The sequence below is a fragment of the Enterobacter cloacae complex sp. P29RS genome (genome assembly GCF_014893445.1).
Taxonomy (GTDB): Bacteria; Pseudomonadota; Gammaproteobacteria; order Enterobacterales; family Enterobacteriaceae; genus Enterobacter; species Enterobacter intestinihominis.
In genome coordinates this window covers 1-15979 of sequence record NZ_JADBPZ010000028.1, presented here as the reverse complement: position 1 = coordinate 15979, position 15979 = coordinate 1, and the positions used below count along the sequence as shown (strand labels likewise).

Below are 15979 nucleotides of genomic sequence, written 5' to 3'. Positions count from 1 at the left end.
TGAGGTACATCTATGCGTGCTCTGCCCCGCTCCGCCGGTACAGATGTTGCGGCCCAGTGTTTTTTGAACGCGCTGCTGCGCGAAACGAAGGACTGGCACTATCTTCCCGCAACCCGTGCGGATGAGTTATCGCAGATACATATCCCGCTCTCACCAACCCAGGCCATCCGGGTTCCGGTACGCTATTTCTCCCCCACGCAGCATCACCAGTATTGTTTCCCGGCCACGCTGATTCAGGCCGACAGCGACGGCGGTGACACGGTCACATTCCATCAACTGATTGATTTCATTATTGAAAAAGAGACAGTAAAAGGCGCTCTGGACGCCGATACGCTGGCCCGCTTTAAGCAGCGCGTCCTGGAGAGCCATACGCACACCTGGCAGGCCATTGATTTACGCCACAACTGGGCAAACCTGCGCGATAAGCCGCTGACCTTTGCCGAAGCGGAACAGGCGCTGCTGGTCGGCCATGCTTTTCATCCTGCCCCAAAGTCGCACGAGCCGTTTAACGAGGCCGAGGCGCGCCGCTATCTGCCGGATTTCGCCTCGCGCTTCCCGCTGCGCTGGTTTGCGGTTGAGCATGAACTGATTGCCGGGGACAGCCTGAACGTCTCCCTGCGTGAACGTCTGCTGCGCTTCGCGGCCCAAAGTGCGCCGGATCTTCTCGGCTACTTCACCGACACCCGTTGGCTGCTGCCGATGCATCCGTGGCAGGCTGCCTATTTGCTGGAGCAGCCGTGGTGCCAGCGTCTGGTTGAAAAAGGCGCCCTGCGGGATCTTGGCGAGGCGGGCGCACAGTGGCTGCCTACCAGCTCTTCCCGCTCGCTGTACAGCGAAACCAATAGCGACATGATTAAGTTTTCCCTCAGCGTGCGGCTGACCAACTCCGTGCGCACGCTGTCGGTCAAAGAAGTTAAGCGCGGCATGCGCCTGGCGCGGCTGGCGAAAACGGCACGCTGGCAGGAGCTCCAGGCGCGCTACCCGACCATGCGCGTGATGCAGGAAGACGGCTGGGCCGGGCTGCGCGATGAAAGCGGCGTCATTCAGGAAGAGAGCCTGATGGCCCTGCGCGTCAACCTGCTGTTTGATACGCCAGATACCCAAACCAACGTGCTGGTGAGCCTGACCCAGGCGGCACCGGACGGCGGCGACAGCCTGCTGGCGGCGGCGGTGCGCCGTCTGAGCCAGCGTCTGGATCTCCCGCTCGCTCAGGCCGCCCGCTGCTGGCTGGACGCCTACTGCGACCGCGTATTGCTTCCGCTGTTCAGCGCCGAGGCGGACTACGGTCTGGTCCTGCTGGCGCACCAGCAAAATATCCTCGTTGAGATGCAGCAGGATTTCCCCGTTGGGCTGATCTACCGCGATTGTCAGGGCAGCGCCTGGACCGAAGGGGCCGACGCGTGGCTGAAAGAGGCAGGCGAAACCGAGGTGGAAAACCGCTTCGGTGAGAGCCAGCTGCTGCGCTACTTCCCTTATTACCTGCTGCTGAACTCTACCCTTGCCGTCACCGCCGCGCTCGCCGCTGCCGGCTTCGACAGCGAAGAGAACCTGATGCCCCGCGTGCGTGACGCGCTGGCCAAACTGCGCATGACGGCGAAGCAGACCCGCTGCCTTGATTATGTGCTCGACAGCCCGACCTGGAACTGCAAAGGCAACTTCTTCTGCTACCTGCACGATCGCAACGAAAACACCATCGTCGATCCGGCGGTGATCTATTTCGACTTTAGCAACCCGTTTTATAAGGAGAAGGCGTGATGGCAAACGCGAACATCGTCCATTCCGGCTACGGCTTTCGCTGTACGGCCACGGAACAAAACCTGCCGCTGACGCTGGGTCTTGACGGCAGCGCGGTCCTTGCGCGTCTGGCCGGGCTCCCGGACGGCTGGCTGGTGGACGCCCTCGACCAGCTGTTTGTTGCCGCACCCGCCCTGACCGGCATTACCCTGCCGTGGGCCGCCTGGCAGGATGAACCTCAGGCGCAGGCGCTGTTTAGCCTCGCAAACGGGGATTATCTGGCGCGCGAAATATTCTGGCAGCTGCCGCTGTGGCTGAAAGGCGAACGTCCGCAGGTGAGCGGCGGAATGCAGTTTGATGAAAGCCGTCAGCTGTACTTCCCGCTGCGCCCTCATCGTCCGCAGGGCGAAGTGTATCGCCGTTACGATCCGCAGATTAAGCGCACCCTGAGCTTCCGCGTAGCGGACGTGGCGCTGGACGGCGAGCGTTTTACCCGCTGGATGAACACCCCACGCGTGAACGCCTTCTGGGAGATGGCGGGCCCGCAGGCCGAGCAGGAAAACTACCTGCGCCGTCAGCTCGACTCGACCTATTGTTACCCGGTGATCGGCTGCTTTGACGATCAGCCATTCGGCTATTTTGAACTCTACTGGGCGGCGGAAGACCGCATTGGCCGCCACTATCGCTGGCAGCCGTTTGACCGCGGGCTACATATGCTGGTGGGTGAAGAGAACTGGCGCGGGGCGCAGTATATCCGCAGCTGGCTGCGCGGCCTGAGCCACTATCTGTATCTCGATGAACCGCGCACGGCGCGCATTGTGGCGGAACCGCGCTTCGACAACCAGCGTCTGTTCCGCCATCTGGCGTCCGCCGGTTTCGACACGGTGAAAGAGTTCGACTTCCCGCACAAACGCTCCCGTCTCATCATGAGCGAGCGTCATCGCTTCTTCCACGAGGTGGAACTGTGAATGCACTCTGGCAGAAAGTGAACCGTGAGATGGTGGCGAAGATCCTCGCCGAACTGGAATATGAACGCACCCTGCGCGCCGAGCCGGTTTCGGCGGACTACTGGCGCATCAGTATGGGCAACGCGTGCTGGCAGTTTCGCGCCACGCGTGGGATCTGGGGCTGGCTGCATATTGACCCTGATACCCTGACCACCACCAGCGGCGCGGCGGTCGAAGCGGAAAACGCGCTGCTGCAACTGGCCACCGTACTGGAGATGAGCGACGCGCAAACGGCGGAGCACATGGAAGATCTCTACGCCACGCTGCGGGGCGACATGCAGCTGTTGCAGGCGCGCGAAACGCTGGATGCCGATGCGCTGATCCACCTTGACCCGGACGAGCTACAGTGCCTGATGCGCGGTCACCCGAAGTTTATTTTCAATAAAGGACGCCGCGGCTGGGGGCTGGATGCCCTGCGCCTGTACGCGCCGGAATATCGCGGGCGTTTTCGCCTGCACTGGGTCGCCGTGCAGCGCGATCGTCTGGTCTGGAGCAGCGACGCCGATTGCGATATTAACGCCCTGCTCTCCAGCGCCATGGACGATGCCGAGCGCGAGCGGTTCGACGCCCGCTGGCAGGAACTGGATCTGGATGATAGCTGGCTGCCGGTGCCGCTGCACCCGTGGCAGTGGCAGCAAAAAATTGCCATTCATTTCCTGGCACAGCTCGCGCGCGGTGAGATGGTGGAGCTGGGAGAGTTCGGCGATGAGTATCTGGCGCAGCAGTCCCTGCGCACGCTGACCAACGCCAGCCGTCGCGCGCCGTATGACATCAAGCTGCCGCTGACCATCTACAACACTTCCTGCTACCGCGGTATTCCGGGCAAGTATATTGCCGCCGGTCCGCTGGCCTCGCGCTGGCTACAGCAGCAGTTCGCCAGCGATGCCACGCTGATTCACTCCGGGGCGCAGGTGCTTGGCGAACCCGCAGCCGGATATCTGTCGCATCCGGGTTATGCCGCATTGCCTGAGGCGCCGTACCGCTATCAGGAGATGCTGGGGGTGATCTGGCGCGAGAACCCATCCTGCTATTTACAGGATGGCGAACAGGCGGTGCTGATGGCCGCGCTGATGGAAACCGATAACGACGGGCGCCCGCTGATTGACGCATGGATCAAACGCTCGGGGTTAACCGCAGACGCATGGCTGGAAAAGCTGTTTGAGGCGACGGTGATCCCCTTCTATCACCTGCTCTGCCGCTACGGGGTGGCGCTCATCGCCCACGGCCAGAACGTCACGCTGGTGATGAAAGATTACGTCCCACAGCGCATTCTGCTGAAGGATTTCCAGGGCGACATGCGCCTGGTGGACGAGGATTTCCCGCAGGCGCAGAGCCTGCCGGAGCAGGTAAAAGCCGTCACCGCACGCCTCAGTGCGGATTACATCATCCACGACCTGCAAACCGGCAACTTTGTCACGGTGCTGCGCTTTATTTCCCGTCTCACTCTGCAATGCGGCGTGAGCGAAACCCGCTTCTATCTGATCCTGGCGCAGGTGTTACGTCGCTATATGGCCGCCCATCCGGATCTTGCGGCGCGCTTCGCGAAGTTCGACCTGTTTAAGCCGCAGATTATTCGCGTGATCCTCAACCCGGTCAAACTGACCTTCTCTGAACACGACGGCGGCAGCCGCATGCTGCCGAACTACGTCTGCGATCTTGATAACCCTCTTTTTCTGGTCTCCCAGGAGTCAGCGCAATGAAAACCTATGATTTCATCGGCATTGGTATCGGTCCGTTCAACCTCAGTATTGCCGCGCTGGCAGAGGGGCTGGACGGTTTTAGCTCGCTGTTTCTTGAACGCAAGCCGCACTTCTCCTGGCACCCGGGAATGATGGTACCGGACTGCCACATGCAGACCAGCTTCCTGAAGGATCTGGTCAGCGCCGTGGAGCCAACCAACCGCCACAGCTTCCTGAACTACCTGGTACAGCGCAAAAAGTTCTACCGTTTCCTCACTACGGAGCAGCGCACCGTCTCGCGCGAGGAGTTTGCCGACTACCTGTGCTGGGCGGCGGATAACCTGACTAATCTGGCCTTCAGCCAGCAGGTGCAGCAGGTCAGCTTTGATGAGCAAAACGGTCTGTTTGAGGTCGTGACCCAGCGGGATCGCTTCCTGGCGCGCCACGTCTGCGTGGGGATTGGGAAGCAGATCAATCTGCCTGACTGCGTTACCGCGCAGGACGACACCTGCTTCCATGCCAGCGAAATGATGCTGCGCACGCCGGATTTAGCAGGCAAGCGCGTCACCGTCGTCGGCGGCGGCCAGAGCGGTGCGGATCTGTTTTTGAATATCTTCCGTGGGGAATGGGGCCAGCCGCTGAGCCTCAACTGGATCTCGCGTCGCAACAACTACAACGCGCTGGATGAAGCCGCGTTTGCTAACGAGTATTTCACGCCGGAGTATGTGGACAGCTTCTCCACCCTCGGTGACGACGCCCGTCGCCAGATGTTGCAGGAGCAGAAGATGACCTCCGACGGGATCACCACGGAGTCGCTGCTAGCCATCTATCGTGCTATGTATCACCGCTTCGAAGTGCTGCGCGAAAAACCCTGGGCGCACCTGATGCCGTCCCGCTCGGTGACGGCGCTGACGCGCCAGGAGAACGGGCAGCGCCTGAGCATCCAGCATCACCTGGATGGCGGGCGCGAACAGCTGGAGAGCGACGTGGTGATTTTCGCCACCGGCTACCGCGCCGTACAGCCCGCGTTTCTCGCCCCGCTCTCTTCCCGACTGCGTCTGGATGAGGATGAAGCCTTCTGCATCAACAACGATTTTACCCTTGAATGGGACGGCCCGCAGAGCAACCGCCTGTTTGCCGTCAATGCCGGGATGCACCGTCTCGGTATTGCCGAACCCCAGCTCAGCCTGATGGCCTGGCGCGCGGCGCGAATTCTGAATCGCGCTCACGATGACGAGCCGTTTGAACTGGCAACCACCCCCGGCGTGATCCACTGGCGGAGCACCACCAGCCCGGAGAGCAGCCAGGTTTTTAAATCATTAATGAAGACCACCGAGTACTGACACACACATTCAGGATCAACATAACAATGAAACGTTCTCATCTTTGGGTTTTAAATCCGTGCTTGCTTGCCATGCTTTCTACCTCTGCGTGGGCGGAAGAACAAAAGGAAGAAGATATTGTGGTCTCTGCCAGCCGGGCACATCGCAGCGTGGCAGAGATGGCGCAAACCACCTGGGTTATAGAGCGGGCGGAAATTGAGCAGCAGGTTCAGGGCGGGAAAGAGATTAAAGAGGTGCTGGCCCAGCTGATCCCCGGCATGGACGTCAGCAGCCAGGGACGTACCAACTACGGCATGAACCTGCGCGGTCGCTCCATGATGGTGATGGTGGACGGCGTACGTCTGAACTCGTCCCGCAGCGACAGCCGCCAGCTCGACTCTATCGATCCGTTCAACATTGACCGTATCGAAGTCATTTCCGGCGCCACCTCGCTGTACGGCGGCGGGAGTACCGGCGGTCTGGTGAACATCGTCACCAAAAAAGGCCAGCCGGAGACCGAAGTGGAGTTCCAGACCGGGGCAAAAAGCGGGTTTAACAGCCATAACGACCATGATGAGAACGTCTCAGCAGCCGTGAGCGGCGGCAACGACAACGCCTCTGGACGTCTGTCGATCTCCTATCAGCGCTACGGCGGCTGGTATGACGGCAACGGCGACGAGGTGATTATCGATAACACCCAGACCGGCTTGCAGTATTCCGACCGTATCGACGTGATGGGAACGGGCACCATCAACATCGACGATCATCAGCAGCTCCAGTTAACCACCCAGTACTACAAGAGCGAATCCGACGGCAAGCACGGCCTGTTCCTCGGAGAGAATTTCGCTGCGGTCACGGGCGATGCCAAAGCCTATAACAAAGACAACCTGAACTCTGACCGTATCCCGGGCACAGAGCGTCACCTGATCAACCTGCAGTACTCGAACACCGACTTCTGGGGGCAGGATCTGGTTGCGCAGATTTACTACCGTGATGAGAGCCTGACCTACTACCCGTTCCCGACGCTGAGCAAAGGCGCGGTGACCAGCATTGGCGCGTCCCAGCAGAAAACCGATTTTTACGGTGGCAAGCTGACGCTGAACAGCAAGCCGATGGACGACCTGACCCTCACCTGGGGTGTGGATGCCGATCACGAAACGTTCGACGCCAACCAGCAGTTCTTCGACTTAAACAAAGCAGCGGCGAGCGGCGGCATGGAGCTGGACAACGCCTACAACGTGGGCCGTTACCCGGGATACAGCATTACCAACCTCGCGCCGTTCCTGCAAGCCAGCTATGACATTGACGCTATCACCCTGAGCGGCGGCGTGCGCTACCAGTACACCGAAAACAAGGTGGACGATTTTGTCGGTTACGCCCAGCAGCAGGCAATCGCCACGGGCAAAGCCACCTCCGCTGACGCGGTGCCGGGCGGGAAAACCGACTACAACAACTTCCTGTTTAACGCCGGGATCCTTGGACGTCTGACCGAACAGCAACAGCTGTGGTTTAACTTCTCCCAGGGCTTCGAAATTCCGGACCTGGCGAAGTACTACGGCTCCGGCACCTATCAGCTGGTCGATGGTCACTATCGCCTGCAAAACAGCGTGAACGTGAACGACTCAACGTTGGACGGTATTAAGGTCAATGCTTACGAGCTGGGCTGGCGCTTCACCGGCGATAACCTGCGTACCCAGGTGGCGGCCTACTACTCGCTCTCGGATAAAACCATCACCATCAACAAGAGCGACATGACCATCAACCTGGAAGACGACAAACGTCGTATCTATGGGATTGAAGGCCAGGTGGATTATTTCTTCACCGACAGCGACTGGAGCACCGGGGCGAACTTTAACGCCATCAAGTCCGAAACGCGTGAAAACGGGAAATGGCAGAAGCTGACGGTCGACAGCGCCAGCCCGTCGAAAGCCAGCGCATGGGTGAACTGGGCGCCGGGCGACTGGGCCCTGCGCGTGCAGAGCACACAAACCTTCGACGTGTCTGACGCCGACGGTAAGAAGATCGATGGCTATAACACCGTTGATTTCCTGGGCAGCTACGCCCTGCCGGTGGGCAAAGTCAGCTTCAGCGTGGAGAACCTGCTGGACAAAGACTACACCACCGCCTGGGGCCAGCGCGCACCGGGGCTGTATAGTCCAACCTACGGTGCACCGGGTCTTTATACTTATAAAGGCCGTGGCCGTACGTTTGGTCTGAACTACTCCGTTCTGTTCTGATCCTGCGCGCCGCCTGTCTGCGGGCGGCGCGATTTGCTGTGCAATTTGAAAGCAAATTTGCTATTAAATCATCGGTTTGCTGAAATTGTCGGCAAACGAACAAAAACGGTGTTTTCCCCTTTGACAAGGCGCACTGAGGTCGATAATATGCGCCTCGTTCACACGATTCCTCTGTAGTTCAGTCGGTAGAACGGCGGACTGTTAATCCGTATGTCACTGGTTCGAGTCCAGTCAGAGGAGCCAACTTCTTGTTTTCATGCTGCTTTGCGAATCCCTATGTGATTCAGTTCCAGTAAGTTAGCGTGAAAAGTCTTCCCGATGTATTTTCGGTTTACCCTCCACATCGGGAGAATTTGGTGGTCAGATTTGGGGTTATGCTGGTTCGATGACGGCGTGACACCCAAATGTCTCTTAACGACACAAAAATCCGCAACTTAAAATCATGCGCAAAAGCCTTCAAAGTTTCTGATTCTCAAGGTCTGTATCTGCTGGTTAATCCAGGTAGTTCACGTCTCTGGTTTCTTAAATATCGCATCAATAGAAAAGAATCCCGCCTCAGCTTAGGTGCTTATCCTGATGTCTCTCTGTCTGATGCTCGTCAACAGCGTGACGGTATCCGTAAGCTACTGGTGCAGAAAATCACCCAGCACAATAACGCTCCGCTGAAAGAGCCACTGCGTTGCCAGAAGAAACCTTCAAGTCTGTTGCACTAAGCTGGCATAAAAGCAACAAAGCATGGTCTGAGAATCATGCCCTCCGTCTGCTCGACAGCATGAATAACCATATTTTTCCGATCATTGGGCATCTATCTGTCTCTGAACTAAAACCACGTCATTTTATCGACCTGCTGAAAGGGACTAAGAATAAAGGTCTGCTGGATGTTGTCAGTAACAGTCTGGTAAATGTCGGTTCTGGTTTTAGAAAATTTCGTTTTTGAGGAGCCTGACGGGTCCAGCGGGGATACGCTGGTCGCCGCTGCGGCGTTAGGGGCGCTTGTCTGGGTAGTATGCAGGGAAATCGTCATGGTTTTTTCTCCGTCTGTGTGTGATTTTCGTCTTCGTATCGCCTGAGGGTTCGCTTTCCTGGCATCGTTCTGTCCTGCAGGGGCGCAGCATGCGTGCCATTTACCCTTGCGGGACGGGTTGTGTTGGGAAACGATTAACCGGAAGCCGATACGAGAATGAAAAGCTCACAGGAGAAAAAACTTACCCCTGCATAGCCGGGCGTAGACCCCCTTACTCCGCAGTGGTGAAATAGGCTTTTGCTGTGCGCGAATAAACTATGCACCTTGCACCGCTTTGATTGGCTATGGACGGTGTGGCATCATCTTAGGGCTTACCTCATGAATACATTGTGGTAACCTGAACACCAGGTGTAGAAACACGGTCGAGCATGTGATGCTGGTAGATTCAGTGAAAATAATGAAGCATTACATTAACAAATTTTCTCAGGATGGGTTGGTCGAGCGGCTGGCAGCGTAGATGACGGCTGAATCTGGTATAGAACCATATGCTGCCTTTATCCATGCGACCTCGCGAAACATCAAAAACGCTGACTGAGTGTGGATACAGCATACCTAGAGAAAGATTACAGGACTAGCGATTGGTATTATAATGCTCGTAATCAATACGAACCGCTGTCCTCAGCGGAAAAAAGACTAATTTTAATACAGGGATAACCTTATCAATGAGGGTTATAGATTTTTTTTGTGGATGTGGTGGAGCTAGTAAAGGCTTTGAACTGGCAGGGTTTGAGGTTGCTCTCGGCATTGATTTTGATGAAAATGCAGCTAGTAGCTATAAAGCGAACTTCCCCAACACAAAGTTCATTCGGGATGACATTAGGAACGTCAAAGTAAAAGACGTTGCTAAGCTAGTACCAGATATGAAGAGTTCTGAGCTGGTCTTTTGTGCCTGTGCCCCATGTCAACCATTTTCTTCTCAAAACAAAATTCGTAACTCAAGTGATAAACGAAGAACGTTATTGGGTGAGACCAAAAGATTTATAAGAGCATTTCGACCAGCTTTTATTTTTATTGAAAATGTACCAGGTATTCAAAGCATCAAAATAGAAGAAAATGGACCATTCTCTGATTTTTTGAATTTTATTAGTAGATTCGGTTACCAGTATGATTACAAGGTTGTTTCCAGTGAATTTTATGGAGTACCTCAGCAAAGAAAACGACTTGTTGTGTTAGCAAGACTAAATGACAAACCAATATTCCCTTCTTACTCACATGGAGTTGATAATATTCCTTTCGCTACAGTAAGAGACTATATTGGAAGTCTGCCTAAATTACAAGCAGGTGAGTCAGATAGTAATGACCTACTACATGCGGCTGCTGTTATCCAACCCATCAACATTAAGAGACTACAGCATACACCAGAAGGTGGTGACAGAAGAGATTGGCCTGATGAACTATGGTTGAATTGCCACAGAAAATATGATGGCCACACGGACGTCTATGGTCGGATGAGCTGGGATAAGCCATGTAAAACTTTGACTACAAAATGTACGAGCATTTCCAACGGTCGTTTTGGGCATCCGGATACAACTCAAAACCGCGCAATCACTTTCAGAGAAGCGGCTTGTCTTCAAACATTCCCAAAAGATTTTCATTTTCTTGGTAGTAATGTATCTAAATCAAAACAAATTGGGAATGCAGTACCTGTATTGTTGGCACAGCGAGTTGCTGAATCAATATTAGAGCAGGCAAAATCTAATAGGGAGGATGGGGGTTGTTAACCCAATTATAGAATGGCAAAAATTAAAACCAAAGCGCGAGCTTTAGACATGCTGGGTAGACAACAGATTGCAGGGATTCCAACTGCATTAAGCGAGTTGTTCAAAAATGCCCATGATGCATATGCTGACAACGTAGAAGTAGATTATATAAGAAAAAAAAATCTACTTATACTGCGAGATAACGGCTTGGGAATGAGCCGAGATGATTTTGAAGAAAGATGGCTAACAATTGGCACTGATAGTAAATTCATTGATGAAGACAGTATTGGTGCACCGACTACTGACGACAAAAAGAAGAAACGCCCTATTATGGGTGAAAAAGGAATTGGACGTTTAGCAATTGCGGCAATTGGACCTCAGGTATTAGTAATTACACGCTCCCGCAAAAATGATATATTAGGAAATATCGTTGTATCTTTTGTAAATTGGACGTTATTTTCCTTACCAAAGCTTAATTTAGAAGACATTGACATACCTATTATTGAGTTAAATCATGATGAGTCTTTGAATAAAAAACATATCGATAACTTAATTTCACAAGCATTGAAAAATGTTAATAACTTAACGGGCAAGATTTCTCAAAATAAAATTGAGCAGCTTATTAAACAAATAGAATACTTTGATTATGATCCTGAGTTCTGGTCCATCGCTCTTGATAATTTAGATAAACAACTTAATCTAATTCCTTCACGCCCTCACTTAAATTTAGAAAATGAAAGTGGGACACATTTTATTATAGCGCCTGTTGATGATATATTATCTGACGAAGTTGAAGGATTTGATACCAAGAAACGTACTGATCAAGCCTCTCGTTTAGAGAAAGCGTTACTTGGTTTTACAAATACGATGTACGAGCATTCGCAAGTACCTATTATTGCCCGTTTTCGTGATCATACACTTCATGGCGAATGTATTGATAGGATAAGTGAGTCAGTTTTCTTTACACCAGAAGAGTTTTCGATTGCAGATCACCATTTTAATGGTAATTTTAATGAATTCGGCCAATTTGAAGGAACCATAAAAATTTATGGAGAAGAGAAATCTATTGTAGTACCGTGGGCAGAAAATAATAACAAAGAGGTTTTATGTGGTCCATTTAATCTCAATCTTGCTTATATTCATGGTACACAAAGAGATAGTAAGTTATCGCCTGAAATCTGGCAAGATTTAAGAGATAAGACAGATAAGTTTGGTGGGCTTTACATTTATCGAGATGGAATCCGAATTCTACCATATGGTGATTCTGATTTTGATTTCCTTCGTATAGAACAACGCAGATCTAAGAGCTTAAAAGAGTATTTTTTTTCTTATCGCAGAATGTTTGGCGCTATCGAACTGACTAAAGAATTTAACTGTGAACTTAAAGAAAAAGCAGGTCGAGAAGGTTTTATTGAAAATAAAGCCTACAAACAACTAAAAGCAATCCTTGAAAATTTCTTTATCTCAATTGCTTCAGACTTTTTCAATGATAAAAGTGAACTTGCAGCTACCTTTATCGAAACAAGAGCACGCCAACAGCGTGAATACGAACTATTAAAGAAAAGAGAAAAACTTAAGACCACTAAAAGAAAAAACTTTGAAGCAGCACTTAACAAATTCTTCACCAAGCTTGATGAAGGAAAATTAGACTCTTCAATTCTCCAGTCAAATAATAAACTGGACACTCTCTTTAATAATTTCAATCAAAATACGGATTCAATAGATGATCTTGCCTTCTCTGTTGAGTCAGTAGTAAATAATGATTTTGGTAAGTTGATTAATGATATAGAAATAAATAAACCTACTGGCATTGGCCTTAATAAAAACTTAGCTGACCAATGGGATTTATATCAAGTCAGAAAAAATGAACTTATCAATAAGATTAGTAATGTTAAGAACAACGCAAATAAAATATTAGTTAGTTTCGAAGAGAAATATGGTGATAGGACTGGGCTAAGAAGAAGATTCAATGACTCGTTAGTAAATCAAGATGAGTATCAAAGAAAACTATTGAATGAAGCTTTTAATAAGGCCACGTCTATTCTTGAAGATTTGCAACAACAAGTAAAAAAAATGATTACCCATAACAGGGAAGTTGCAAAAAAAAATACAGATGAAGTATTCAATGCGTTCAACTCCACAAGTTTCCAGGGTGTTACAGTCGAACAACTTTATCGTATTAAAAATGAACTAGAAACAAAGAGTGATAATTCCTCTTCAATGGTAATTGAAAATATTAATCTGATTACCGAAAGATTATTGACAGCAAAAGAAGATTCAGAGCAAAATATAACATCATCATCAGAACTTGTTTCTGTTCTGGAGTCAGAATATGAGCATATAAAAGAACAAAATGATAGGAATCTTCATTTAGCGCAAATAGGAATGGCTGTAGGAATTATTAACCACGAATTCAATCATAATGTTCTTTCTATTCGTCGCGGCCTCAATGAAATGCAAGTTTTCGCTAACCGCAGTGAAAATTTCAGAGCAATATATGATCGTGTACGTTCTGGCTTCGATCATCTTGATGCATATCTTAAAACATTTACACCATTGACTAGGTCGCAGTCAAGAAGACGGACGACTATAACAGGGAAAGCTCTTAGTGAATTTATAGAGTCGGTATTTGATGACCGATTTAAGAAAGAAGAGGTTCGCATAAGTTACACATCTAGTTTTATTAACCAAAGTATTCAAGCTTATACATCAACAATATATTCCGTATTCATTAATTTAATAGATAATGCGATCTATTGGGTATCGAAAGGCTCGGCGGATAAAAGTATAACTCTTGATGCTTCCAAAAATGGTTTCAAAATAATGGATAGTGGCCCAGGTATTCCTACTATCGACCATGAGAACGTGTTTGAATTCGGTTTTGGGCGCCGTATTGGTGGACAAGGAATGGGATTATATATCGCTCGACAAACATTACAGCGTGATGGTTTTGATATTACTCTTGAATCTTATCAACCTAACACTGGTGCCGTTTTTATTATAGAACCGATACAAGATAAAGAATAATTTTGGAGTTATAAATTGGAAAATTCAAATTTCTTCGCATCTTCTAAGGAAATAGTAAGTAGATTTCTTAATAACGTTATCGCTGTTGACGATCAATTATCCTTTGGAAAAGCAATTACCACAATAGATAGTTCTGTTAATGATGATTTTGCAGAGTTTGATGCAGCTAGTAATGACGTTAGTGGGTTAGGTGTCGTACCACAAACCCCACTCATACCAGCCCCAATGGATAACCCACTGAATTACCAAGATTTATCTATTGCATTCTCAGATAAAGGAATAAATTGCTGCGCTTTTAAACCTGATCCATCGAGAGATGTAAATATCCCCAACGCATCAAACCGAATAATGACAGGTTCCAAACATACAGACATTACTATTTTAGACTGGCAAATGGATTCGCAGTTTAAAAACAATCAAGATAGTCAGGAGCGCGATGGTACACTGGCTATAGCAAGCATTGCAAAAATATTACAACATGATAAAGAGCAACAAGGTCGGTTACGACTTATCGTAATTTATACAGGTTCACCAGAACTTACAGGGATTACAAAAGTAGTTTCAGATCATTTGAATTCAAAAGGTTATTCTAATACCTTTGAAAGTACAAAAATCACATTTAATGATGACGTTTTTAAATTTTGTCATATCGAAGTCATAGAAAAAATGGTTGACGCTGCTCAATTAGTTGACAGAGTTATAACATTGTTTACAAAATTAACTATTGGATTACTGTCCAATGCTACTCTTTCCGCTATAGGAGAATTAAGAGAAAAAACACATCATATATTACACACATTCAATAAACAGCTTGATCCTGCTTACTTATCCCATGTTGTTGGCCTTTTCTCTTCACCTCAAGTGAGAGAAAAAGCTCATGAAGTTGCTTTTGACTACGCTACAGACATTATTTCAGAAGAAATAAAATCCAACCTTCAAATTAGTCAATCAATAACAAATAATTTAAACTTAACTAGAATTCATGATTGGGTAGATTATATTAATAGTGAGAACCGTGATGATTTATTCCAAGTTAAAATCAATGATGGTAATAACATTTCCATCACATCCGACAGAATCAAAAGACTTTTATCCACAGAATCGGAAGATACTCTATTAAATACCTTATCAGAAGCACCTGTCATTATGAAACGTAATGGTGAGACAATTGAAAAATTTAAGAAGGCCAAAATACAGATTAGCCTAAATGGTGTTGAGTATCTCCCTCATGAAAACTTAAGCGCAATTGAGTGCAAACGTAGAGATTTAAAATCACTAACCGACTCATCCCCACTTCCGACTATAAAACAAGGCTCTATCGTTAAAAAAAGTGACACTGAATTTTATATGTGTATGCAACCACTTTGTGATAGTGTTCGTATACAGAGCCCTACTAATTTCATTTTTATAAAAATAGATAGGATGACTGCGGCTAACCCTAAATTTACTCATGTGTTACGAAGTGCAGATGATACTTTTATGAAGTTTAAAATTAAACCCGGCTCTAAGGACATCCACATATTCAAACTCATTCCAGATATAACCACCAGCTCAATAAAAGTAATTAGAAGGGATAACAGACTTGTTGTTTGTTACATTAAAGATGATGAGCAACAAGCTGAATTATCATGGATTGGTGAATTTAAAAATAGTGTAGCCCAATCTATCGCTAATAGTCTCGCCTCTAATATATCTAGAGTTGGGTTAGATACAAATGAATGGCTGAGATTGAGTTGTTAAACTCCTATTTCATTTTCGAATTGAAAAATTCAAATTGGTATAAAGACTGACAGTATTTCATATAAATAACTGTCAGTCCGCCAATGTATGATATAAAAGCGAAGGCCTATTATGGCTAGTATTTTCATTCAGAAAACCATATTTGAATATTTCAAACATAGTGTAAAACTTAAGTGCTATAATATTTTTTCTTCCATGCTTCATGTTTCTCTTTTGATGGAAATAAGTAGTATCCTTCATCTGCTTGTTGAGTGAAAATATCAGAGTTAACAGCAACCAAATCACCAGAGTAGATCAGAAACCTTTCTTCCAAGAGCTTTACAAGAATGTCTGAAAAAGTTGGGAATTCCTCTGTGAACGCTAATATATCTATTTCTGACAAACCGCCTGTATCCCAAATTTCTTTTATAATGGACAACTCATCTTCTTTTAAATACAAAGGTGCCCATATTAAAAAATCATCCCTATCTTTAAGATCATTAGGGTTATATTCACAGAAGGTAAAATTC

The 15979-nt window shown here is 48.7% G+C and carries 9 protein-coding genes, 1 tRNA gene and 2 pseudogenes; 10 read left to right on the top strand and 2 right to left on the bottom strand.

The genetic code is table 11. The annotated features are described in order from the left end of the window. The first annotated feature begins 12 nt into the window (after window positions 1-12). The 7 genes and pseudogenes from IM282_RS19005 to IM282_RS18975 all read left to right on the top strand — a co-directional run. Window positions 13-1755, top strand: coding sequence for an IucA/IucC family siderophore biosynthesis protein (locus IM282_RS19005; RefSeq protein ID WP_192970725.1), 1743 nt, complete (start codon window positions 13-15; stop codon window positions 1753-1755). Next, the gene (locus IM282_RS19000; protein WP_192970724.1) at window positions 1755-2702 is read left to right on the top strand and encodes a GNAT family N-acetyltransferase; all 948 of its coding nucleotides are present in this window, start codon (window positions 1755-1757) and stop codon (window positions 2700-2702) included. Before IM282_RS19005 ends, IM282_RS19000 begins: the two co-directional genes overlap by 1 nt. Beyond that, window positions 2699-4441 (top strand): aerobactin synthase IucC, encoded by a 1743-nt coding sequence (gene iucC, locus IM282_RS18995; protein WP_370553873.1) that lies wholly within the window; start codon window positions 2699-2701, stop codon window positions 4439-4441. Before IM282_RS19000 ends, iucC begins: the two co-directional genes overlap by 4 nt. Further along, window positions 4438-5763: a lysine N(6)-hydroxylase/L-ornithine N(5)-oxygenase family protein gene (locus IM282_RS18990; RefSeq protein ID WP_023306541.1), complete on the top strand. Its 1326-nt coding sequence runs from the start codon at window positions 4438-4440 to the stop codon at window positions 5761-5763. Before iucC ends, IM282_RS18990 begins: the two co-directional genes overlap by 4 nt. Window positions 5764-5789: 26 nt before the next feature. After that, window positions 5790-7979 carry a TonB-dependent siderophore receptor gene (locus IM282_RS18985; RefSeq protein WP_192970723.1) on the top strand — a complete coding sequence of 730 codons (2190 nt, stop codon included), beginning with the start codon at window positions 5790-5792 and terminating at the stop codon, window positions 7977-7979. A 167-nt stretch (window positions 7980-8146) separates the two neighbouring features. After that, a tRNA-Asn gene (locus IM282_RS18980) sits at window positions 8147-8222 on the top strand. Between the two features lie 161 nt (window positions 8223-8383). After that, window positions 8384-8874, top strand: a pseudogene (locus IM282_RS18975) (tyrosine-type recombinase/integrase); the annotation flags it as partial. Here the strand turns inward: IM282_RS18975 and IM282_RS18970 are convergent. Continuing rightward, window positions 8857-9003, bottom strand: a pseudogene (locus IM282_RS18970) (DNA primase); the annotation flags it as partial. The pseudogenes IM282_RS18975 and IM282_RS18970 overlap by 18 nt on opposite strands. 662 nt (window positions 9004-9665) lie before the next feature. On the opposite strand from IM282_RS18970, the gene IM282_RS18965 reads away from it, so the two are divergent. Genes IM282_RS18965 through IM282_RS18955 form a run of 3 tightly spaced genes read left to right on the top strand, consistent with a single transcriptional unit; the run spans window position 9666 to window position 15470 of the window. After that, window positions 9666-10724, top strand: coding sequence for a DNA cytosine methyltransferase (locus tag IM282_RS18965; protein WP_192970722.1), 1059 nt, complete (start codon window positions 9666-9668; stop codon window positions 10722-10724). Window positions 10725-10736: 12 nt separating this feature from the next. Then, window positions 10737-13730 carry an ATP-binding protein gene (locus IM282_RS18960; protein ID WP_192970721.1) on the top strand — a complete coding sequence of 998 codons (2994 nt, stop codon included), beginning with the start codon at window positions 10737-10739 and terminating at the stop codon, window positions 13728-13730. 15 nt (window positions 13731-13745) lie between these two features. After that, complete coding sequence (locus IM282_RS18955) at window positions 13746-15470, top strand: response regulator receiver domain (RefSeq protein ID WP_224373543.1); 1725 nt, start codon at window positions 13746-13748, stop codon at window positions 15468-15470. A 169-nt stretch (window positions 15471-15639) separates the two neighbouring features. On the opposite strand, the gene IM282_RS18950 is transcribed toward IM282_RS18955, so the two are convergent. Then, a partial coding sequence (locus IM282_RS18950) for a hypothetical protein (RefSeq protein ID WP_192970720.1) occupies window positions 15640-15979 on the bottom strand: 340 nt, incomplete at its 5' end.

Excerpts from the sequence above, each read along its gene's own strand:
- IM282_RS19005 (WP_192970725.1), top strand. The coding sequence starts at position 13 with ATGCGTGCTCTGCCCCGCTCCGCCGGTACAGATGTTGCGGCCCAGTGT.
- IM282_RS18990 (WP_023306541.1), top strand. The coding sequence starts at position 4,438 with ATGAAAACCTATGATTTCATCGGCATTGGTATCGGTCCGTTCAACCTC.
- IM282_RS19000 (WP_192970724.1), top strand. The coding sequence starts at position 1,755 with ATGGCAAACGCGAACATCGTCCATTCCGGCTACGGCTTTCGCTGTACG.
- IM282_RS18960 (WP_192970721.1), top strand. The coding sequence starts at position 10,737 with ATGGCAAAAATTAAAACCAAAGCGCGAGCTTTAGACATGCTGGGTAGA.
- IM282_RS18965 (WP_192970722.1), top strand. The coding sequence starts at position 9,666 with ATGAGGGTTATAGATTTTTTTTGTGGATGTGGTGGAGCTAGTAAAGGC.
- IM282_RS18985 (WP_192970723.1), top strand. The coding sequence starts at position 5,790 with ATGAAACGTTCTCATCTTTGGGTTTTAAATCCGTGCTTGCTTGCCATG.